Origin of the sequence: Streptomyces sp. NPDC051563, from assembly GCF_044454225.1 — a bacterium.
GTDB lineage: Bacteria > Actinomycetota > Actinomycetes > Streptomycetales > Streptomycetaceae > Streptomyces.
Window position 1 is genome coordinate 19,782 of sequence record NZ_JBITDL010000049.1, and the last position, 21,805, is coordinate 41,586.

The 21,805-nt window shown below is 74.0% G+C and carries 12 protein-coding genes; 4 read left to right on the plus strand and 8 right to left on the minus strand.

Going from position 1 to position 21,805, the window contains the following annotated elements:
• Positions 1-163 precede the first annotated feature (163 nt).
• On the minus strand, positions 164-913 hold the full coding sequence (locus ACIA8F_RS37040; RefSeq protein ID WP_399385433.1) for an Rv3235 family protein: 750 nt from the start codon (positions 911-913) through the stop codon (positions 164-166).
• A 478-nt stretch (positions 914-1,391) separates the two neighbouring features.
• Between ACIA8F_RS37040 and ACIA8F_RS37045 the strand changes: the two genes are divergently transcribed.
• The 3 genes from ACIA8F_RS37045 (at position 1,392) to ACIA8F_RS37055 (ending at position 8,086) form a co-directional block, all read left to right on the plus strand.
• Complete coding sequence (locus ACIA8F_RS37045) at positions 1,392-1,892, plus strand: DUF6912 family protein (protein ID WP_274552965.1); 501 nt, start codon at positions 1,392-1,394, stop codon at positions 1,890-1,892.
• Positions 1,893-2,053: 161 nt separating this feature from the next.
• Positions 2,054-2,701 carry an HAD family hydrolase gene (locus ACIA8F_RS37050; RefSeq protein ID WP_399385443.1) on the plus strand — a complete coding sequence of 216 codons (648 nt, stop codon included), beginning with the start codon at positions 2,054-2,056 and terminating at the stop codon, positions 2,699-2,701.
• 402 nt (positions 2,702-3,103) lie between these two features.
• The gene (locus ACIA8F_RS37055; protein WP_399385434.1) at positions 3,104-8,086 is read left to right on the plus strand and encodes an NAD-glutamate dehydrogenase; all 4,983 of its coding nucleotides are present in this window, start codon (positions 3,104-3,106) and stop codon (positions 8,084-8,086) included.
• Positions 8,087-8,291: 205 nt separating this feature from the next.
• Here ACIA8F_RS37055 and ACIA8F_RS37060 read toward each other — a convergent pair whose 3' ends face one another.
• Together ACIA8F_RS37060 and ACIA8F_RS37065 are read right to left on the minus strand one after the other, a co-directional pair.
• Complete coding sequence (locus ACIA8F_RS37060; protein ID WP_399385435.1) at positions 8,292-9,104, minus strand: ABC transporter ATP-binding protein; 813 nt, start codon at positions 9,102-9,104, stop codon at positions 8,292-8,294.
• Positions 9,097-10,053: an ABC transporter permease gene (locus ACIA8F_RS37065; protein WP_399385436.1), complete on the minus strand. Its 957-nt coding sequence runs from the start codon at positions 10,051-10,053 to the stop codon at positions 9,097-9,099. Before ACIA8F_RS37065 ends, ACIA8F_RS37060 begins: the two co-directional genes overlap by 8 nt.
• Before the next feature lie 128 nt (positions 10,054-10,181).
• Between ACIA8F_RS37065 and ACIA8F_RS37070 the strand changes: the two genes are divergently transcribed.
• The gene (locus tag ACIA8F_RS37070) at positions 10,182-10,823 is read left to right on the plus strand and encodes a TetR/AcrR family transcriptional regulator (RefSeq protein WP_399385437.1); all 642 of its coding nucleotides are present in this window, start codon (positions 10,182-10,184) and stop codon (positions 10,821-10,823) included.
• Positions 10,824-10,981: 158 nt separating this feature from the next.
• On the opposite strand, the gene ACIA8F_RS37075 is transcribed toward ACIA8F_RS37070, so the two are convergent.
• From ACIA8F_RS37075 to ACIA8F_RS37095, 5 genes are all read right to left on the minus strand, one after another.
• A complete protein-coding gene (locus ACIA8F_RS37075; RefSeq protein ID WP_399385438.1) occupies positions 10,982-13,231 on the minus strand; it encodes a CDP-glycerol glycerophosphotransferase family protein in 2,250 nt (749 codons plus the stop codon).
• A 128-nt stretch (positions 13,232-13,359) separates the two neighbouring features.
• A complete protein-coding gene (locus ACIA8F_RS37080) occupies positions 13,360-14,277 on the minus strand; it encodes a carbohydrate ABC transporter permease (RefSeq protein WP_399385439.1) in 918 nt (305 codons plus the stop codon).
• The gene (locus ACIA8F_RS37085; protein WP_399385440.1) at positions 14,274-15,596 is read right to left on the minus strand and encodes a carbohydrate ABC transporter permease; all 1,323 of its coding nucleotides are present in this window, start codon (positions 15,594-15,596) and stop codon (positions 14,274-14,276) included. The genes ACIA8F_RS37080 and ACIA8F_RS37085 overlap by 4 nt, the downstream gene beginning before the upstream one ends.
• Positions 15,597-15,676: 80 nt before the next feature.
• Positions 15,677-17,134: an ABC transporter substrate-binding protein gene (locus tag ACIA8F_RS37090; RefSeq protein WP_399385441.1), complete on the minus strand. Its 1,458-nt coding sequence runs from the start codon at positions 17,132-17,134 to the stop codon at positions 15,677-15,679.
• A gap of 140 nt (positions 17,135-17,274) precedes the next feature.
• On the minus strand, positions 17,275-21,318 hold the full coding sequence (locus ACIA8F_RS37095; RefSeq protein ID WP_399385442.1) for an FHA domain-containing protein: 4,044 nt from the start codon (positions 21,316-21,318) through the stop codon (positions 17,275-17,277).
• Positions 21,319-21,805 lie beyond the last annotated feature (487 nt).

Consider the following 21,805-nt stretch of genomic DNA (forward strand, 5'->3'; position numbering starts at 1 on the left):
GCCGCGGGCGGACCGCCGCACGGCCGCCACGCCCCCGGGCGGCCGCCCCCCAAACAAGAACCCCGGGCGGCCCCCGCCCCCCCCGCCGGGGCCCCCCCCCCCCCCGGGGGGGGGGCCCGCCCCCGGCGGCGTTCGCGGGTGCGCGCGGGAGCCCAGGCCGTGCTCACGGGCGGGGGCCCTGCAGTTCCACGGCGGCGCAGCGCCAGCGCAGGTCGGGGCCCTGTTCCAGGCGGAACGCCAGCGCGGTGAGGCGGTCGCCCGTCGCGATGCGGGCGAAGGCCTCGATGACCCCCGGGCCGGGGATGAAGCGGCCGCATCCGTGGAGGACGGGGCTGAGCCGGCGGGCGCCGTACGGGCGCTCGTACGGGTGCTCCTGCGGGGGGTCGGCGGGGGCGAGGGTGATCAGCTGGTCGTAGGCGGGGCCGATGGTGTGCCCGATCAGGGAGTGCACGGGGCGGCGTCCGCTGAGCACGGCGAGCAGCCGTTCGGCGAACCAGTGGTGCGGGGCGCTGCCGCGGTGGACGGCGGTGGGCGGCCGTCGCCGGTCGTGGCGGCGACCGGGCCGCGCACCGCCGGGGCCGGTACCGGCAGGCCCCGCGGAGCCACGGCCGGGTCCGGCGCCGGCGCTGCCCGCGGGGCGGGGACTCCCGCCGCCGGTGGGCGTCCCGGGGCGCCGGGGGGTGCCGGTGCCGGTGCCGGTCCCGGTCCCGGTAGGTGCGGGGGTGCGGTTCGGCTGCGCGGTCCTGGGCGGGGTGGAGCCGGCGGACCCGGTGTACGCGGCGGACCTGATGGGCCCGGTGGCTGAGGTGCCTGTGGTGGACCCGGTGGACCCGGGCACGCGCAGGCTCCCGGTGGTCCCCGTGGGGCCGGTTCCGAGGGTGGTGTCCGTCGTGCGGGTCGTGCTGGTGGTCATGGCGGTCGTCCCCGGGGGTAGGGCCCGGCGCGGTACCGGGCGGTAACTTGGTAGGGGACTTCTACGGGGCTGCGAACACGCTCCGCAACGGCGCCGCGGGGACGCCCCGCGCCCGGCCCGCCTTCACCTATCCGGGTCGGTCCCCGGTGCCCCCGGGGCCCGGGCCCCGTTCCCGCCGGGCGCGAGGTGGACGCCGCACGGCCCCGCCGCGGCACCCCGAAGGGGGACCCGGGCCGTCACGGACGGAGTCCGGCCCCGGAGGCCGGCCCTTCCGCGGTGGGCCGTCGGCAGGCGCAGCGCGGTGCCGGAGGCGGGGAGGTGCCCCGGGCCGGGGCACCGGCCCGGGGTGTCACCGGGCGGGGCCCGGTGCAGTCCGCGGAGGTCCCCGGGCCGGTGCGTGCGAGGGGGGCGTCGCGGTGGGGTGGTGGCGGGCCGGTCGTATCCTGGGGGCGTTTCCGACTACCGAAAGCAGCCGGCCATGCGCGTGTACGTCCCCCTGACCCTGCCCGGGCTCGCCGAGGCGCACCAGGCGGGTGAGCTGGGCCCCGCTCCGCTGCGGGCGTACGCCGTCACGCCCGGGCTGCGCGAGTGGTACGTCTCGGACGACATCGAGGAGCTGGAGTACGCCGCCCTGACCAGGGCCGCGGCCGCCTCGCTGCGGATGATCGCCGAGGACGGGGCCGCGCCCCGCAAGCGGGTCGTGGTGGCCGTCGACGTGGACGACAAGGCCGCCACCGCCACCCCCGGCGTCGACGAGGCCACGCTGGGCCAGGTGGCCCTCGCCGGGGCCGTACGGCTCTCGGTGGCGGCCGCGGTGCACGTGGACGCCGAAGAGGCCCTGGAGGACGTGAGCGCCGCCGTGGCGGCCGTCCCGGCCGCGGACGGGGGCGACGAGGACGCGCGCTTCACCGTCGACGGAGCCGAGGACCACGAGCTGCTGTGGTTCGGGGTGCAGGAGATTCCGGGGCTGCTGAAGTGAGCGCGCCGACCGGGAACCCCGCATCCGAGGCCGACGGCGCCCCGCTCGTCGTCCCGACGCCCGAGGGCCCCGCGCTCGCGGCGCCGGACCCGGCGCCCGGGGCCGCCGCCGCGCCCGCGGGCCGGCCGGCACCGGCCACCGCGCCGGAGGCGGCCCCGCACATCGTGTGGGACTGGAACGGCACGCTGCTGCACGACATCGACGCCGTGATAGCCGCCACCAACGCCTCCTTCGCCGAGCTCGGCCTCGCGCCGATCACCCTGGAGCGGTACCGCGAGCTGTACGTCGTACCGGTGCCGAAGTTCTACGAGCGCCTCATGGGCCGGCACCCCACGGACGCCGAGTGGCTGGTCATGGACGCGGCCTTCCACCGCCACTACTGGCCGGCCGCCGAGGACGCCGGTCTCGCCGAGGGGGCCCGGGAGCTCCTGCGGGACTGGCAGGGGCAGGGGCTCACGCAGTCGCTGCTGTCCCTCGCGCCCCACGAGCAGCTCGTTCCGCTCGTCCGGGCGCACGGGATCGACGGGCACTTCCTGCGCGTCGACGGGCGCACCGGGCCCTCCCACACCACCAAGGCCGGACATCTCGTACGTCATTTGGCCGCCCTGGACGGGACGGGAGTGACCGCCGCCCGTACGGTCCTCATCGGGGACGCCGTCGACGACGCACTGGCCGCCGCGCACGTGGGCGCACGGGCTGTCCTCTACACGGGCGGTTCGCACAGCCGCAGCAGTCTGGAATCGGCCGGTGTCCCCGTCGTGGACAGCCTGGCGGAAGCCGTACGCACTGCTCGCGAGCTGGCCGGATAGCGACCGGCTCATGAGCGGAGAGCGACCGCGCGCCCGCCTGGCACGCCCGGCCGGTCCGGGCCCTGTCCAGAGTGTCAAAGTTACCCACCCTGTTTTGTACACATGCAGCTCATGACGAGCCGGGGGTGGAGGGAGATAGCCTGGTACCCGTGATCAGCGCGATAGTTCTCGGAGGCACCGAAGCCTCCGCCCTCCGCCCGGCGCACCTCCGTGCCCGGGCCGTTGCTGATCCCCGCCCCCGGTCCCTGGACATCCTGCCGATCATGGCCGATTTCCTCCCGGTGGGCTCTCTCGACGGCATAGCGTCGATCCCGGACGGACACCGAAACCCCGCCTCGCGGTGCTATGCCATTCCTTCCTTCACCTACGTCACGCAATGGCGCGCGACAGGAGCCAGAGGACATGCAGACCAAGCTGGACGAAGCAAAGGCCGAGCTGCTCGCGCGGGCGGCACGGGTAGCTGAGAACAGCCCGGCCGGGGGGCTACTTCCGACTGGGTCCGAGCAGGGGGAGCGTCCCGACCGGGACACGACTCTCGCCTACCTCCAGCGCTACTACCTGCACACCGCCCCGGAGGACCTGCTCGACCGGGACCCGGTCGACGTGTTCGGGGCCGCACTCTCGCACTACCGGCTCGCGGAGAACCGCCCGCAGGGCACCGCGAACGTGCGCGTGCACACGCCCACGGTGGAGGAGAACGGCTGGACCTCCAGCCACTCCGTCGTCGAGGTGGTCACCGACGACATGCCGTTCCTCGTGGACTCCGTGACGAACGAGCTGTCCCGTCACGGGCGCGGCATCCACGTCGTGATCCACCCGCAGGTCGTCGTCCGCCGCGACGTCACCGGCAAGCTCATCGAGATCCTCGGCCCCGACTGCGACGCGCACGGTCCCCGCACCGCGCGCCCCCACGACTCCCTGGTGGAGTCCTGGATCCACGTCGAGATCGACCGCGAGACGGACAAGGCGGACCTCAAGCAGATCACCGCCGATCTGCAGCGCGTCCTGTCCGACGTGCGCGAGTCCGTCGAGGACTGGGAGAAGATGCGCGACGCGGCGCTGCGCATCGCGCAGGAGCTGCCCGAGGAGCCCACCGCCCCGGACCTGCGCGAGTACGAGCTCGAAGAGGCCCGCGAGCTGCTGCGCTGGCTCGCCGACGACCACTTCACCTTCCTCGGCTACCGCGAGTACAACCTCGTCGACGGCGACGCCCTGGCCGCCGTGCCCGGCACCGGCCTCGGCATCCTGCGCTCCGACCCGCTGCACCACGGCCAGGACGAGGCGCACCCCGTCTCCCCGTCCTTCAACCGGCTGCCGGCCGACGCCCGGGCCAAGGCCCGCGAGCACCGCCTGCTGGTGCTGACCAAGGCCAACAGCCGCTCCACCGTGCACCGCCCCTCGTACCTCGACTACGTGGGCGTCAAGAAGTTCGACGCCGAGGGCAACGTCGTCGGCGAGCGCCGCTTCCTCGGCCTGTTCTCCTCCGCCGCGTACACCGAGTCGGTGCGCCGGGTGCCCGTCATCCGCCGCAAGGTCGCCGAGGTCCTCGAAGGCGCGGGCTTCGCCCCGTCCAGCCACGACGGCCGCGACCTGCTCCAGATCCTGGAGACCTACCCGCGCGACGAGCTGTTCCAGACCCCGGTCGACCAGCTCCAGGCCATCGCCACCTCCGTCCTGTACCTCCAGGAGCGCCGCCGGCTGCGGCTGTACCTGCGCCAGGACGAGTACGGCCGCTACTACTCCGCGCTGGTCTACCTGCCGCGCGACCGCTACACCACCGGCGTGCGGCTGCGCCTGATCGCGATCCTGCAGGAGGAGCTCGACGGCATCAGCGTCGACTTCACCGCCTGGAACACCGAATCGATCCTCTCCCGCATCCACTTCGTCGTCCGCGTCCCGCAGGGCACCGAGCTGCCCGTGCTGACCGACTCCGACGTGGAGCGGATCGAGGGCCGGCTGGTCGAGGCCGCCCGCTCCTGGGCCGACGGCTTCGGCGAGGCGCTCGTCGCGGAACTGGGCGAGGAGCGCGCCGCCGAGCTGCTGCGCAAGTACGCGAACTCCTTCCCCGAGGGCTACAAGGCCGACCACTCGCCGCGTGCGGCCGTGGCGGACCTGTGCCACCTGGAGCGGCTGAACGCCAGCGACCGCGAGTTCGCGCTGTCGCTGTACGAGCCGGTCGGCGCCGGCCCCGGCGAACGCCGGTTCAAGATCTACCGCACGGGCGAGCAGGTCTCGCTCTCCGCGGTCCTGCCGGTCCTGCAGCGCCTGGGCGTCGAGGTCACCGACGAGCGGCCGTACGAGCTGCGCTGCACCGACCGCACCAACGCCTGGATCTACGACTTCGGTCTGCGGATGCCGCTTCCGAGCAGCAACGGCGACCCGGCCGGGAGCTCCAACTACCTCGGCGACGACGCCCGCGAGCGGTTCCAGGACGCCTTCTCGGCGGTCTGGCAGGGCGACGCCGAGAACGACAACTTCAACACCCTGGTGCTGGGCGCCGGACTGACCTGGCGCCAGGCCGTGGTGCTGCGCGCGTACGCCAAGTACCTGCGCCAGGCCGGGGCCACCTTCAGCCAGGACTACATGGAGGACACCCTCCGCAACAACGTCCACACCACCCGGCTGCTGGTCTCCCTCTTCGAGGCCCGGATGTCGCCCGGCCGCCAGTCCGCGGGCACCGAGCTCGTCGACGCGATGCTGGAGGAGCTGGACGGGGCCCTGGACCAGGTCGCCTCGCTGGACGAGGACCGGATCCTGCGGTCCTTCCTCACCCTCATCAAGGCGACCCTGCGCACCAACTTCTTCCAGCTCAACTCCGCGGGCGAGCAGCACTCCTACGTGTCGATGAAGTTCGACCCGCAGGCCATCCCCGACCTCCCGGCGCCGCGTCCGGCCTTCGAGATCTGGGTCTACTCCCCGCGCGTCGAGGGCGTCCACCTGCGCTTCGGCAAGGTCGCCCGCGGCGGCCTGCGCTGGTCCGACCGCCGCGAGGACTTCCGTACGGAGATCCTCGGCCTGGTCAAGGCGCAGATGGTCAAGAACACCGTCATCGTGCCGGTCGGCGCCAAGGGCGGCTTCGTCGCGAAGAACCTCCCCGACCCGTCGGTGGACCGCGACGCGTGGCTCGCCGAGGGCATCGCCTCGTACAAGATCTTCATCTCGGCGCTGCTCGACATCACCGACAACATGGTCGGCGGCGAGGTCGTCCACCCCAAGGCCGTGGTCCGCCACGACGAGGACGACACCTACCTCGTCGTCGCCGCGGACAAGGGCACCGCGACCTTCTCCGACATCGCCAACGGGGTTGCCGAGGCCTACGGGTTCTGGCTGGGCGACGCCTTCGCCTCCGGCGGCTCGGCCGGCTACGACCACAAGGGCATGGGCATCACCGCCCGCGGCGCCTGGGAGTCCGTCAAGCGGCACTTCCGCGAGCTCGGGCACGACACCCAGACGCAGGACTTCACGGTCGTCGGCGTCGGGGACATGTCCGGCGACGTCTTCGGCAACGGCATGCTGCTGTCCGAGCACATCCGCCTGGTGGCCGCCTTCGACCACCGGCACATCTTCATCGACCCGAACCCGGACGCGGCGACCTCCTTCGCCGAGCGCAGGCGCCTGTTCGACCTGCCGCGTTCCTCGTGGGCCGACTACGACACCTCGCTGCTCTCGGCGGGCGGCGGCATCCACCCGCGCAGCGCGAAGGCCATCCCGGTCAACGCACACGTCCGCGAGGCCCTGGGCATCGAGGCCGGCGTCACGAAGATGACCCCCGCCGACCTGATGAAGGCGATCCTCCAGTCCCCGGTGGACCTGCTGTGGAACGGCGGCATCGGCACGTACGTCAAGGCCACGGCCGAGACGCACGCGGACGTCGGCGACAAGGCCAACGACGCCATCCGCGTCAACGGCTCCGACGTGCGGGCCAAGGTCATCGGCGAGGGCGGCAACCTGGGCCTGACCCAGCTCGGCCGCATCGAGTTCGCCCACAGCGGGGCCGGCGGCGAGGGCGGCAAGGTCAACACCGACGCCATCGACAACAGCGCGGGCGTGGACACCTCCGACCACGAGGTGAACATCAAGATCCTGCTGAACTCGGTGGTCGCCGAGGGGGACCTGACCGTCAAGCAGCGCAACAAGTTCCTCGCCGCGATGACCGACGAGGTCGGCCGGCTGGTGCTGCGCAACAACTACGCGCAGAACGTGGCCCTGGCCAACGGCGCCGCCCAGGCCCCCAGCCTGCTCCACGCCCAGCAGCGCTTCATGCGCCGCCTGGGCCGTGACGGCCTGCTGGACCGGGCCCTGGAGTTCCTGCCCAACGACCGGCAGATCCGCGAACTGCTCAACAACGGCAAGGGCCTGACCCAGCCGGAACTGGCCGTCCTGTTCGCCTACACCAAGATCACGGTGGCGGACGAGCTCATCCACACCGAGCTGCCGGACGACCCCTACCTGAACCGCCTGCTGCACGCCTACTTCCCGGGCGCACTGCTCGCGAAGTTCCCCGAGCAGGTCGACGCGCACGCCCTGCGCCGCGAGATCATCACCACGGTGCTGGTCAACGACACCGTCAACAGCGGTGGCTCGACCTTCCTGCACCGCCTGCGCGAGGAGACCGGCGCCTCCCTGGAGGAGATCGTCCGGGCGCAGCTCGCGGCCCGCGAGATCTTCGGCCTGGCCGCCGTGTGGGACGCGGTCGAGGCCCTCGACAACGAGGTCGCCGCCGACGTCCAGACCCGGATCCGGCTGCACTCGCGGCGCCTGGTCGAGCGCGGTACCCGCTGGCTGCTCAACAACCGGCCGCAGCCGCTCCAGATCACCGAGACCATCGAGCTCTTCACCGAACGGGTGGCCCGCGTCTGGTCGGACCTGCCCAAGCTGGTGCGCGGCGCGGACCTGGAGTGGTACGAGGCGGTCATGGCCGAGCTGATCGGCGAGGGCGTCCCGGAGGAGCTGGCGGCGAAGGTGGCCGGGTTCTCCTCGGCCTTCCCGACGCTGGACATCGTCGCCATCGCGGACCGGACGGGCGTGGAGCCGCTGGCCGTCGCCGAGGTGTACTACGACCTCGCCGACCGGCTGGACATCACCCAGCTGATGGACCGGATCATCGAGCTGCCGCGGGCCGACCGCTGGCAGTCGATGGCCCGCGCGTCCATCCGCGAGGACCTCTTCTCGGCGCACGCGGCGCTGACCGCGGACGTGCTGGCGGTCGGGAACGGTACGTCGACTCCCGAGGAGCGCTTCAAGGCGTGGGAGGAGAAGAACACGGCGATCATCGGGCGCGCGCGGACGACTCTGGACGAGATCCAGGGGTCGGACGACTTCGATCTGGCGAATCTGTCCGTCGCCATGCGGACGATGCGCTCGCTGCTTCGGGCGCACGCTTAGCCCTGACGGGCTGGTGCGGAACGGGCCGGGCCCGGGACCCCTTCTGGGGTTCCGGGCCCGGCCCGTTCGTTTTCCGGTCCGTCGTGGGCGGGTGCGGCGCCGTTGCCGGGGGCGCTGCCCCGGGACCCCCGCTCCTCAAACGCCGGAGGGGCTGGATTGGGGCCGGAGGCGTCGGATGAGGACCGGAGGGGTCGGATTTGGCCGGTCAGCGCTTGTTGGTGAATTCCTCGTACGCGTCGCAGACCTCTTCCGAGGGGCCGTCCATGCGCAGGACGCCCGATTCGAGCCAGATCGCGCGGTCGCAGGTTTCGCGGACCGTGCCGATGCCGTGGCTGACGAGGAAGACGGTGCCCGCGTGTTCGCGGAGTTCTTCGATGCGGGCCTGGCTGCGGCGCTGGAAGGCGGCGTCGCCGGTGGCCAGGGCCTCGTCGATCATCAGGACGTCGTGGTCCTTGGCGGCGGCGATGGAGAAGCGCAGCCGGGCGCCCATGCCGGAGGAGTAGGTGCGCATGGGCAGGGAGATGAAGTCGCCCTTCTCGTTGATGCCGGAGAAGTCGACGATCTCCTGGTAGCGCTCGCGGATCTGCTGCTTGGACATGCCCATGGCCAGGCCGCCGAGGACCACGTTGCGTTCGCCGGTCAGGTCGTTCATCAGGGCGGCGTTCACGCCGAGCAGCGAGGGCTGGCCGTGCGAGAAGATCCGGCCGCGGGCGACCGGCTGGAGGCCGGCGATGGCTGACAGCAGGGTGGACTTGCCCGAGCCGTTGGTGCCGATCAGGCCGATGGCCTCGCCCTTGTACGCGGTGAAGCTGACGCCCTTGACGGCGTGCACCTCGCGGATGCCGGGGGCGGGCTTGCGGGAGAAGAGCCGGCTCAGGGCGGCGGTGGCGCCGCCCCTGCCGCCCGCGGCGCCGTGCACCTTGTAGATCACGTGGACGTCGTCCGCGATGACGGTCGGGACCCGGGTGTCGATGGCGGGTGCGGGTGCGGGTGCGGTTGCGGTTGCGGTGTCAGCCACGGCCGTACTCCTCCTCTGCCTTCCAGAAGAAAACGAACCCGCCGACGCCGACGACCAGGGCCCAGCCCAGGGCGATCAGCCAGACGTGGTGGGGGAGCTGGCTCGCCTTGTACGAGTCGATGAGCGCGAAGCGCATCAGGTCGATGAAGACGGCCGCGGGGTTGAGCTTGAGCGCCGTCGACACCCAGTCCGGCAGGTGGTCGGTGCGCAGCATCTGGTCGATCGACCACATGACGCCCGAGGCGTACATCCAGGTCCGCAGGACGAACGGCATCAGCTGGCTGACGTCCGGGCTCTTCGCCCCGATCCTCGCCATGATCATGGCGCAGCCGGCGCAGAAGGAGGCCATGAGGAGGAGGGCGGGGAAGGCGAGCAGCCAGTTCGGGTTGGGGGTCTGGCCGAAGACGAGCAGCAGGATGATCAGGGCGCCCATGGTGACCAGCAGCTGCTGGAAGAGCTGGACGACCGTGGACAGCGGCAGCGAGGCGCGCGGGAAGTGCAGGGCGCGCACGAGGCCGAGGTTGGACTGGACGGCGCGGGTGGAGGCGTTGATGCAGCTTCCGATGAAGTCCCAGACGAAGACGCCGGTGATCAGGAACGGCAGGTAGTCGGGGACGTTGTGGCTCGCGTGCATGACGATGCCGAAGATGAAGTAGTAGACCGCCGCGTTGAGCAGCGGGGTCACCAGGTGCCAGACCTGGCCGAGGCTCGCCTCGCTGTACTGGGCGCGCATCCGGGCCGTGGCGTACGCGGTCACGAAGTGGCGCCGGGTCCAGAGCTCGGCGATGTAGCGGGGCAGGGTGGGGCGGGCTCCGCTGAGGGTCAGGTCGTGGGCCGCGGCCAGCTCGGCGATGGGGTCCGGGGTCTTGGCCTTGGCCTTGGCGTGGGCGTCCTTGGCCCGGCCCCGGGGAGGGGCGGGGGCCGGGGGTGGCGCGGTGGTCGCTGTCACGGTGGTCGCTTTCGACGGGGTCTGGGCGTCGGCTGGCGATGGGACGGGTCCGTATCGTCGCTACGGTGAGGTTAGGTCGTCCGACGTCGGAACGCAACCGTATCGTCGTGGCGGGTTATGCTCTGCTTATGACGCCTGAGCCTGCTGCCGCCCCCACTGCCGCCACTGCCCCCGCCGCCCGCAGGGCCCCCGCGGGGGCCGCCGTTCTGCGTGAGGACGTGACCGAGGCGATCCGGGCGGCCGTGGTCGAGGAACTGGCCACCGTGGGCTTCGCCCGGATGTCGATCGAGGGCATCGCGCGGCGGGCGGGCGTGGGGAAGACGGCCGTGTACCGCCGGTGGAAGTCGAAGCTGCACCTGGTCCTGGACCTGGTGGGCGCCTTCGCTGTGGACGGCCTGCCGGTGCCGTCGACCGGGTCGCTCTACGGGGACGTACGGGCGCTGCTGGAGGTGATGTCACACGTGCTGCGGCATCCGGTGGCCTCGGCGGTCATCCCTGACCTGCTGGTGGAGGCGGCGCGGAATCCGGAGATCGCGGACGCGGTGCGGGGGGCTCTGCTGGAGGGGCAGCGGAGGATGGCGGAGGGGATCATCTCCGAGGCGGTGGCGCGCGGCGAGCTTCCCGTGGGGGTGGATGCGGGGAGGGCGCTCGATCTGGCGATCGGGCCGCTGTACTGGCGGCAGGTCGTCGTACGGGACTCCGTCCCGGGGGGCTACCTGGACGACCTCGCGCGGTCGGTGGTCGCCGGGCTGACGGCCGGGACCCCCTAGGGGCTGCCGCTGCGCGGGGCGGAGTCCCCTACCCGCCCTTCCACCGTTCCCCGGGGCTGCGCCCCGGACCCCCCTGGGGCTCCGCCCCAGACCCCGCGCCTCAAACGCCGGCGGGGCTGGATTTACCGGACCCGGCGCCTCGAACGCCCCGTAGGGGGTTACGGCCAGCGGGACGTGGTGAGGTGGGCCAGGGTGGGTTCTGGGGTGGCTGAGGGGGCTGCGGGGGTGGGGCGGCGGTCTTCCAGGGGGGTGATGGGGGCCGTGGGCTGGCTGAGGAAGACGCGGCGGACCACGCGCTCCGCGGCCTGGCCGTCGTCGTGCGTGCAGAACCGGGTCCGGAAGGAGGCGCGGAGCTGCGCCGAGCGCGAGCCCTGCCAGTGGCCGGTGGAGAAGATGTCGACCAGTTCGTCCTCGGTGCGGGCGATCGCCCCCGGGGGGAACGCCCGGAGGTCGAAGTACGTGCCGCGGGAGGCCTCGTACGCCTCCCAGTCGTCGGCGTGGATCACGATCGGGCGGTCCAGGGCCGCGTAGTCGAACATCAGCGACGAGTAGTCCGTCACCAACGCGTCCGAGGCCAGGCAGAGTTCCTCGACCGAGGGGTGGGAGGAGACGTCGAGGAGGCGGGGGTGCGGCTCGGGGGAGGGGGAGCCCGCGTAGGTGAGGTGGGTGCGGTTGAGGATCGTGTAGCGCGGGCCCAGGTCGCGCAGGATGCGGTCGAAGTCCGGGTGGGCCGGGCGGCTGCGCCGGTAGTCGCGGTGGGTCGGTGCGTACAGGATCGCCGTGGAGCCCGGGGGGATGCCGAGGCGTTCGCGCAGTTCCAGGACGTCCGCCTGGGTGGCCCGGTGGAACACGTCGTTGCGCGGGTAGCCGTATTCGAGGGTCGTGTAGGAGGACGGGACCGCCTTCTCCCAGACGAGGGTGGAGTGGCGGTTCGCGGAGAGCAGGTAGTCCCACTGGTCCGCGCCGCGCAGCAGGCCGGCGAAGTCCTTGGTGGGGGTGGCCGCCGGGCGGTCCTGGAGGTCGAGGCCGACCCGCTTGAGCGGGGTGCCGTGCTGCGTCTGGACCAGGATCTGGCCGGGGCGCTTGACCAGCGCACGGTCGAAGTTGACGTTCGTGACGAGGTAGGTCGCGCGGGCCAGGGCCGTCCAGTACGCCGCCGAGCCCGGCCGGAGCGGGGTGGTGCCGCGGGGCAGGGTCGAGGCGTGCGCGGGATCGCAGATCCAGGCCGTCCGCATGCGCGGGGCGAGTTCGCGCAGCTTGGCCTCGATCGCCGCCGGGTTGCAGGCGTAACCGCCGTGCCAGTACGCGGAGAAGACCGCCAGCTCCGGGCGCAGCGGGAGCAGCCGCTGGGCGCGGTAGTGCAGGCGCAGGGCGGTTTCGCGCAGGCCCCGGCCCAGGGTGGCTCCGGCGCGGCCCGCGGTGAGCGAGGCCGAGCGGAGCAGGGACAGGACGCGGTACGCGCGCCGCGTGCCCAGCCGCATCAGGAGGTGGCGGGTGCGGTCCGTCCGGCTCAGGGACAGCGGCCGGGGGCCCGGCACCCGGTAGCGGCGCAGCAGGGCCGAGGCCCGGGCGAAGAACTCGGCCCGGGCGGCACGCGGGAGCCGGCGCGGGTCCGCGTACAGGGCGCAGAAGTGCTCGGCCATCCGCCGGTGCACGGCGGGCCGCCAGCGCTCCAGCTCGGGGCGGGTGGCGAGGTAGCCGAAGACGCGGTCGTACTGGTCGAAGACGTCCAGGTGGCGGCGGGTGGACGTGGTCAGGATCGAGCCGGTGCGGCGCTGGCGGTAGTGCACGCAGACCCGGTCCAGGACGGCGACCGACTCCGCCGCCAGCAGGGCCGGGTAGGTCCAGGGGGTGTCCTCGTAGAAGCCGGGCGGGAAGGAGAGGCCCTCGCGCTCCACGTACTCGCGGCGGTAGGCCTTGTTCCACACCACCATCAGCATGCCGAGGAGGGCGGGGCGGTCGGCGAGGCGGAAGCTGGCCGGGCCCTCCTCGGAGAGGCGGTGGGACTGGCTGTTGCGGGCCACCTCACCGGTCCAGTAGGTGCGCGCGTAGTCGTAGACGAGGACGTCCGGGGAGCCTGTGGCCTTCAGCCGGTCGGTGATGGCCTGGAGCGCGTCGGGGGCCAGGGTGTCGTCGCCGTCGAGGAAGAGCACGTAGTCGCCGGTGGCGCGGGACAGGCCCGCGTTGCGGGCCGGTCCCAGGCCGAGGTTGTGCGCCAGGTGCACGGCGGTGACCCGGGGGTCGCGGGCCGCGCAGTCGTCGATGATCGAACCGCAGGCGTCCGGGGAGGCGTCGTCGACCACGATCAGTTCGAGATCCGGGTACGACTGGGTCAGGACCGAGTCCAGACTCTCCTGGAGGTACGCCTGGACCTTGTACGCGGGCACGATGACGCTGAACCGGGGCACGGCACATCCAGGGGTCGGCGCGGGCATATGGCCCAGGAACCCCCGGCGTGGTGATCGGGTTACGCAGGGTGCGGCATTCGGGTTACGGAGCGTCAACCCGGCACGTCAACGGCGTGATCAAAAGCCGGTTACTTGATCGCTCCCGCCATCACCCCCGAGACGAACTGCCGCTGGAAGGCGAAGAACACGACGAGCGGCACCACCATCGACAGGAAGGCGCCGGGCGCCAGCACGTCGATGTTGTTCCCGAACTGCCGTACCTGCTGCTGGAGGGCGACCGTGACGGGCGGGTGCGCCGAGTCCGCGAAGACCAGGGCGACCAGCATGTCGTTCCACACCCACAGGAACTGGAAGATGCCCAGCGAGGCGATCGCCGGACCGCCCAGCGGCAGCACCACCCGGGCGAACAGCCGCAGTTCGCCCGCCCCGTCGAGCCGGGCCGCCTCCAGCAGCTCGCGCGGGATCTCCGCGAAGAAGTTGCGCAGCAGGAACACGGCGAACGGCAGCCCGAAGGCGGTGTGGAACAGGACCACGCCCGCCGTGGTCTCGAACAGGCCGATGGCGCCGAAGAGTTCGGAGACCGGGATGAGCGCCACCTGGACGGGGACGACGAGCAGTGCGACCACGAGCAGGAACAGCCAGTCCCGGCCGGGGAACTCCAGCCAGGCGAAGGCGTATCCGGCGAACGACCCCAGCGCCAGGACGAGCAGGGTCGCCGGGACGGCGATGGCCGCCGTGTCGATCAGCGAGCCCGTGACGGTCTCGTTGGCCAGCAGCCGCTCGTAGTTGTCGGCCGTCAGCCGGGAGGGCGCCGTCAGCGCCTGCCACCAGCCGCCGTCGTTCAGCGCGGTGGGGGAGAGGAAGGAGGAGACCAGCAGCCCGAGCGTGGGCAGCAGCCAGAACAGGCCCGCGAGGACCAGGAAGACGCGCACCGCCCCGCCCGCCGCCCGGGCGGCCAGGGACCGCGCGGTGGGCGGGGTGCGGAGCGGGGCGGGGGGCGGGGCGGGTGACGGCGTACGGGGCTGCGTGCGCGGCGGTGTGCTCATCGGCGGGCCTCCCGGCGCATCCGGCGGATGTTGTAGGCCATGACCGGAGCCACCAGTACCAGCAGCAGCACCGCGATGGCGCTGCCCAGGCCCGGATCGGCGTCCGTGCCGAAGGAGGTCCGGTACAGCTGGAGCGCCAGGACGTTGGCGTCGTCCTGCACCGCGCCGGGCGCGATCACGAAGACCAGGTCGAAGACCTTCATCACGTTGATGACGAGGGTGACCAGCACGACGGCCAGGACGGGCGCCAGCAGCGGCACCGTGATCCGCCGCAGCACCTGCCACTCGCTCGCCCCGTCCACCCGCGCCGCCTCCAGCAGCTCGCGCGGTACGGCGGCCAGCCCGGCCCCGATCAGCACCATCGCGAACCCGGCCCACATCCACACGTAGGCCCCGATCACCGCCGGGGTCACCAGGGTCGGTCCGAGCCACTCGACGCCGGCGTAGGCCTCCCGGAAGTTCGAGGCGGGCAGCCGCAGCAGGGCGCCGTCGGCCGCGGCGGACAGGGTGAAGGTGCCGTCGGCCCGGGTCCGTGCCGAGTCGACCACCCGGCCGTCCTTGACCGCCTCGACCCGCAGCCCCGACAGGGCGGACTCGGTGGGGTCGACCGTGTTCGTCGTACCGCCCCCGCCCCGGGTGAAGTCCTGCCAGGCGGTGCCGGTGACCTTCCCGGGCCCGGGGGCCGCCGCCTTCGCCGTGGCGGTGCCCTTGGGCAGGGCCTCCGGGGCGATCCCGACCAGCGGGAGGAGGGCCGGCGTGCCCGCCCGTACCGGATCGCGGGTCACGTACGCGCCCCCTTCCGCCGGGACCAGCGGGGAGTCCCGGCCGGGGCGGGCCTTGGGGAAGGCGGAGGACTCGGCGAAGGTGTCGTGGACGCCGACCCAGACGGCGTTGGCCACGCCCCGGTCGGGGTCGGCGTCGTAGACGAGCCGGAAGATGATGCCCGCCGCGAGCATCGAAATGGCCATCGGCATGAAGACGATCAGCTTGAAGGCCGTTCCCCAGCGCACCCGTTCGGTCAGCACGGCGAAGAGCAGACCGAGCGCGGTGGCGGTGACCGGGGCCAGCACCACCCAGATCGCCGTGTTGCCCAGCGCGGTGCGGATCGTGTCGTCGCGCAGGATCTCCCCGTAGTTCCCGGCGCCCACGAAATCGTCGCCGGAGCGGTCGAAGAAGCTGCGGTAGAGCGAGTAGCCGATGGGGTGCACGACGAGCGCGCCGAGCAGGACGAGGGAGGGCAGGAGGAACGCCGCGGCGGTCAGCCGGCGGCGCCGTGTCTCCCTGGCCTTCGGGGAGCGGGGGCCGGTGGCGGGGCGCACCGGCGCAGTGGGGGCGGGGGAGGCCGCCGGGGTAGTGGCGGGGGAGGCCGCCGGGGTTTCGGCGGGGGAGGCCACCGGGATCAGTTCCCGTAGGCCTTGGCCGCGTCCGCCTCCAGCCTCGCCTGCGTCCCCGCCACGTCGGCCGGGTTCGCCAGGAAGTCCTGGAGCGCCTTCCACTCGCCGGCGCCCGGGGTCCCGCCGAAGGCCGCCGGAGCCTGGTCCGACATGTCGAAGCGGAAGTCGTCGCCCGCCGCGATCAGGGCCTGGGCCATGCCGCGCTGGATGTCGTTCGGGTACGCGGCCGGTTCGAGGGACTTGTTCGGGGAGAGGAACCCGCCCGCACGGGCGTGGATCCGCGCCGAGTCCGCCGAGGCCAGGAACGTCAGCAGGGCCTGCGCCCCCTTCGAGGCCTTCAGCGCGACCGCCACGTCCCCGCCCGAGACCACCGGGGCCTTGGCGCCGACCGCCGGGAAGGGGAAGACGAGTGCGTCCGTGCCCACCTTCGCCTCGGTCTGCGCGATGTTCACCGCCACGAAGTCGCCCTCGTAGACCATGGCCGCCGCCGGCCGGTCGCCGCCGGTGAAGGTCTGCGTCACCGACTTCGGGAACTCGGTCGCCAGCGCCCCGCTCTGGCCGCCCGCCAGGAAGTCCTTGCGGCCGAACAGCTCGGCGAGCGAGGTCAGCGCCTGCTTCACGCTGTCGTCGGTCCACTTGATCTCGTGCTTCGCCAGCCGGTCGTACTTCTCCGGGCCCGCCTGCGACAGGTAGACGTTCTCGAACCAGTCGGTCAGGGTCCAGCCGTCGGCCCCGGCCACCGAGACCGCCGGGGTGCCGGACGCGGACAGGGTGTCGGCCGCGGTCAGCAGCTCCTTCCAGGTCGCCGGGGGCTTCACCCCCGCCGCCTCGAAGGCCTTCGCGTTGTACCAGATCAGCGACTTGTTGGCGGCCTTGTAGTACACGCCGTACTGCGTGCCGTCGACCGCGCCCAGCGTCTTCCAGCCGTTCGAGTAGTTCTTGTCGAGCTGGGCCTGCGCGTCCGCGCCGACCGGCTGCGCCCACTTGTTCTTCACCGCCGAGACCAGCGCCCCGACCTGCGGGAGCAGCGCCACGTCCGGCGGGGCGCCGCCCGCGATCTTCGAGCCGAGGAAGGTGACGATCGGGTCCTGGGCCGGGACGAAGGTGACCGTGGCACCCGTGCGCCGCTCGAACTCCTTCAGGACCTTGACGAAGTTCTCCTGCTCCGCGCCCGTCCAGACGGCGGCGACCTCCAGCTTCTCCCCGTCGAGACGGGGTAGGGCGACGGTCGGCGCGCCCGAGGCGTCCGGGCCGTCCTTGCCCTTCGCGGGCTCCTTGCCGTCGCCGCCACCGCCGCACGCGCTGAGCGCCAGCGCGGCCACCACGGCCAGGGCGGCCCAGGCGTGCCGCCGCCCGTGGGGCGCCCGGGGTGGGCGGGGAGTGTGGGGTGGGCGGGGAGTGTGGGGTGGGCGGGGAGTGTGGGATGCGTGCGGTGTCGTGCGGCTCGTTCCGTGCTGGCGCATGGCGGTGCCCCCGATGCCTCGCTGGCGATGGTGTGTCCCGTGCCACAAGGTCTACGCCGCCCCGCGCGCCCCCGCAATACCGCCTCCCGGCGTACGGGGGTGGGCGCGGCACCCCCGGGCGGTCCCGCCCGGGGGCCGACTCAGGGGGCCGGCGGGAACAGCACCGGGACCGCCGACACCAGGTGCGAGGCCCGGTCCAGGGCGCTGGCCAGCAGCGCCAGGTCGGTCGGGCCGTTGCCCAGTTCGCGGACCGGGCGCCGGGCCGGTGGATCGCCCATCCGCTCCCACTCCACCGGCACCACCGTCGGCCGCAGCGTCGCCGTCCGGGGGATCCGGCCGGTGACCCGGCCGCCCTGGAAGGGGACCGTGCGCCCGTCGGCGTACCGCAGCACGCCCCGGCCGGGACCCGGCTGGTCGGGGGCGTCGAGCTCCACGCGCAGGGTCGTGACCCGGGCCAGCTCGGTGTCGGCCGTCCGGTCCGGGCGGGCACTGGTGGCCACCAGGTGCACCCCGAGCCGGGCGCCCTCGCGGGCCACCGCCTCCAGCGCGCGGACCACCGACCCGGCGGCGGGCCGGCCCGTGCTGCCCAGCCCCGGCGCGACCAGCGCGTCGAAGTCGTCCACGAGCACGACCAGGCGGGGCAGCGGGCTGGGCCCGGCCGCCGGATCGGCCCGGGTGGCCGAGGAGCGCAGCCGCAGGGTGCCGGAACGCTGGGGTTCGAGATCGCCGCGCAGCTCGCCCGGGGTGGGCTGGCGGGGGGAGACCATCCGGTCGGAGACCTCGCGCACGGCGTGCCACTCGGAGAACGGCACCCCGTCCAGGAGCTCGGCCCGCCGCTTCAGCTCGGCGCCCAGCGCCTGCGCGAACTCCCGCATCCGCAGCGGGTCCGAGGCCACCAGGTGCGCCGAGACGTGCGGCAGCTCCGTACAGGGCAGCAGGCCGTCGCCCCCGCGCTCGCCGCCGGCCCCGTCGAGCAGGACCAGCCCGAGCCGGTCGGGCCGGGCGGCCGCCGAGAGAGAGGCCGCGACCGAGCGCAGCAGTTCCGTACGGCCGCTGCCGGCGGGCCCCTCGATCAGCACGTGCGGCCCGTCGGTGACCAGTTCGGCGCCCACCGGCCCGCGCCGGCCGGTGCCGAGGACTATCTCCGCGAGCCCGCCGACGCGCTGTCCCTGGTCGGTGGAGGCGGCCCAACGGGCCATCAGCGAAGCCGGGGTGGCCCGGGCCAGCCCCAACTCGTCGAGCAGCCGGGCGGTCTGGGGCAGATGGGCGGCGGCCGGCCGGTAACCGCCCTCCGCGACGGGGGAGTCGGCCTTCAGCGGGGCCAGGGCGCGGGCGAACCGCTCCGCCCAGGCCGCCGATACGGCGTCCGCCGTGGCCGTACCGCCGGACGCGGCCGGTGTGCCGCCCGAGACCGCGAAGGTCCGTACGGTCGTGGCCACATCACCGCTGAGCAGGGCGGCGGTCCGGCAGTCCCGGAAGGCGGGGGCGGCCGCGCAGGCCGCCTCGTAGGTCTCGGTGACGGGTGAGGCGGGCGTCGCGGCCGGTGCCTCGGCCAGGGCCAGCACGTGGATCCCGGCGGCCGGACCGTGCGAGGTCAGCCGGCCGGTGATGTCACGCAGCGCCCCGGGACCGGGATCCCCGTCGAGCACCAGGAGGGTGTACGGGCCCCGGTAGGCGTACGAGGCCTCGCGCACCGCGTCCGGACCGGCCGTGGCCCAGTGGGTGCCGAGGGGGCCGTCGTCGAGCCGCCGGGTCAGCTCCCCGGTGCGGGCGGCCGCCTGATCGCGGTCGTACGCGAGCAGCAGCCGGCAGTCCTGCCCGTGCGCGGGGCGCACGTGCGGCAGCCAGCCGAGCCAGCCCCAGTCGCGGCGGCGTTCGGCGAGCGGGCGGGCCCGGTCGGTGGAGATCAGCACGATCTCCAGGCGCTGGCCGGGGGCGTGCAGGGCCGCCAGCCGGGCGATGACGGAGCGGGCCACACCGGTCAGCCGGGCCCGGGGTCCGGCGATGCCGAGCGAGCCGGTCTCGCGGAGCGCGACCTCGCAGCCCGCGCCGAGCGTGACGTCGAGCCCGGCGGGCCCGGCCCACAGCCGTGGGGCCGGCCCGAGGGCGGTGAGCAGCAGGGTCGCGGGATCGTCGGCGCCGGGCCGCGCGGCGACGGCGGCCGCCGCCTCGGCGACCACCTCCACCTCCGCGGCGTCGGCCCCGCGCACCCACTTCCGCGCCCAGGCCCCGATCCCGCGACGGGCTCCGCGGCGGGGCTCGGACCCGGTACCGGTGCCGGGGACCGGCTCGGACTCCTCCCAGCCGCCCGCACCGTGATGCTCGACCCCGGTCCACTGCGCCGGTCCCGGCCCCTCGTGCCCGTACGGGCCGACCCCTCCCGCGGCCTGCGGACCTTGGGCGGCCCCGCGGTGGGGGCCGGCGGCTCCGGCCGCATGCTCCTGTCCGGCGTGGGGGCCGGCGGCTGCGCCCCGGTGCCCGGCTCCGGCTCCGGCTCCGGCGTACGGGTCCGGGGCTGCGGCGGGCCGGCCGGGGGCCGCGCCGGGGTGTGCTGATCCGTCGTACGGGCGGGCCTCTGAGGCGTACGGGTCGTACGTGCCTGCGGCTCCGGCCTGGTGGGCGGCTGCGCCGTGCTGTCCGGCGCCGGGCCGGTCGGGGAGCGGAGGGTGCCCGGAGCCCGGGGCGCCGGGCCCGGACGCGGGCCGGGCGATCCGGCCGGCACCGCCGTCCTGCCGGGCCCCGCCGTACGGCCAGGGGTCCGCGGAGCCGGCCGGAGCCGGGTGGCCTCCGGTGTCGTGTGCGGTGCCCCGGGCGGCGGGAACCGAGCCGGTGCTGCCGCCCGGGGTTCCGTACCCGGGCCGTACGGGGCCGGGGGCGGAGCCCCCGCTTCGGGAAGGGGCGGGGTGGGGGATCTGCCCCTGCGCCCCCCGGCCCCCCGCGTCGGGATACGACACGCCGGCCGCCCAGGCCCCGCCGTCGGCCTGCGACTCGGCCGCGGTGCCCTGCGCGGGCGCGGCCCAGGCTCCGCCGCCTCCGGGCTGCGACCCCGCCGGGCTGCCCGGCGTACCGCCGGTCCAGGCTCCGCCGTGGGCGCCGCCTCCGGGCTGCGACCCCGCCGCGGTGCCGGACGTGGCGCCGGCCCAGGCTCCGCCGCCTCCGGGCAGCGACCCCGCCGGGCTGCCCGGCGTGGCGCCGGCCCGGGCTCCGCCGTCGGAGGGCGACCCCGCCGGGCTGCCCGGCGTACCGCCGGTCCAGGCGCCGCCGGAGCCGCCCCCGTCGGGGTGCGACCCGGCCGCGGAGGCCGACGTAGCGCCGGTTCGGGCTGCGCCCGGGGCGCCGCCTGCGGGCTGCGACCCCGCCGCGGTGCCCGGCGTGGCGCCGGTCCGGGCTCCGCCGTCGGAGGGCGGCCCCGCCGGGTTGCCCGGCGTACCGCCGGACCAGGTCCCGGCAGGGGCGCCGCCCTCGGGGTGGCCCGGGAGGGAGACGGCGAGGTGGCCTTCCAGGTCGGGGGTGAGGGTGAGGGGGGTGAGGGACGGGCCCACGGCCAGGCGGAGCGTGGACTCGCCGACGCGCAGCAGCGCACCCGGCGCGAGCGCCACCCGCTCCGCGCCGACCACCGCGCCGTCGAGCGTCGTGCCGTTCGTCGATCCGAGGTCGGCCACCGCCACCCGCCCGTCGGGGAGCACCGTCACGGTGCAGTGCAGGCGGGACACGTCCGGATCGTCCAGCGGGACGTCCGCGTCGGCCGAGCGGCCGATCCGGATCGCCCCCGGGTGCAGCAGGTGCACTCCGCCGGCGTCCGGCCCGGCCACGACGTGCAGCTGCGGTCCGTCGCCGAGGGCGGTCGCGGCCGCGGTCCCGTCCGTGCGGACGTCGGGCCCGGGCACGTTCAGCGACAGCACCGCCCCGTCCACGAGCGGCGGCTCGCCGAGCGCGCAGCGCGCGGGGTCCAGGCGCTCCGTACCGGCGTACAGCACGACCGTGCCGCCGGTGTCGGGTCCGCCGACGGTCGCCGCGAGCCCGGAGGCCACCGCGGACAGCGCGGTGCCGGCGGGTGCGGTGACGAGCACGTCACAGCTCGCCGGCGCGCCCCCTCCGCCGGTACCCCCGCCGGTGGCGGTCGCGGTGGCGGTCTGGTGGCCGCTGCGCGACCCCGACCCAAGGACGGTCAGCCGGATCTGCATCGCCGTCAGCGGTCCCTTCTGCGCGGTGCGCGGTGTGTGCGCCCGGCAGGGACCCGCGGGAGGGATCACCCGTGCCGTTCGCACGTGGTGCCCGCCCGTCCGCCCCCACCCGGCACGGACGCGTCGTCCGGTCAGGTCTGCCCGGAAGGCGGGGCTCCCGTCCCGGCCGTTCCGTACGGGTGCATCCTCGCACCTGTCGTCATCGACACGCCCGCCACCCACCGGCAATTGATCTTGATCGGTCCCGGACCGGCACCGGACCTGCAAGCGCACCGATCGGATATCGACAGGATGGCCGGGAAAATCGCCCCCGGCATAGGCCGCAAACATCACCCTTCGTGCATATGTGCGGCAACCAACCTCCCTCACCCCGCGTCTTCCTTCGGGACAAGCCCTAAAGGTTGTTTCAGAAGGTCCGTCTTATGCAGGCCGGAGTGGTGATTGACCTGCTGTTTCACCGTGTCATGGCGAGGTTGTGCATGGTGGC

Excerpts from the sequence above, each read along its gene's own strand:
- ACIA8F_RS37040 (WP_399385433.1), bottom strand. The coding sequence starts at position 913 with ATGACCACCAGCACGACCCGCACGACGGACACCACCCTCGGAACCGGC.
- ACIA8F_RS37045 (WP_274552965.1), top strand. The coding sequence starts at position 1,392 with ATGCGCGTGTACGTCCCCCTGACCCTGCCCGGGCTCGCCGAGGCGCAC.
- ACIA8F_RS37055 (WP_399385434.1), top strand. The coding sequence starts at position 3,104 with ATGCAGACCAAGCTGGACGAAGCAAAGGCCGAGCTGCTCGCGCGGGCG.
- ACIA8F_RS37070 (WP_399385437.1), top strand. The coding sequence starts at position 10,182 with ATGACGCCTGAGCCTGCTGCCGCCCCCACTGCCGCCACTGCCCCCGCC.
- ACIA8F_RS37080 (WP_399385439.1), bottom strand. The coding sequence starts at position 14,277 with ATGAGCACACCGCCGCGCACGCAGCCCCGTACGCCGTCACCCGCCCCG.
- ACIA8F_RS37090 (WP_399385441.1), bottom strand. The coding sequence starts at position 17,134 with ATGCGCCAGCACGGAACGAGCCGCACGACACCGCACGCATCCCACACT.
- ACIA8F_RS37095 (WP_399385442.1), bottom strand. The coding sequence starts at position 21,318 with ATGCAGATCCGGCTGACCGTCCTTGGGTCGGGGTCGCGCAGCGGCCAC.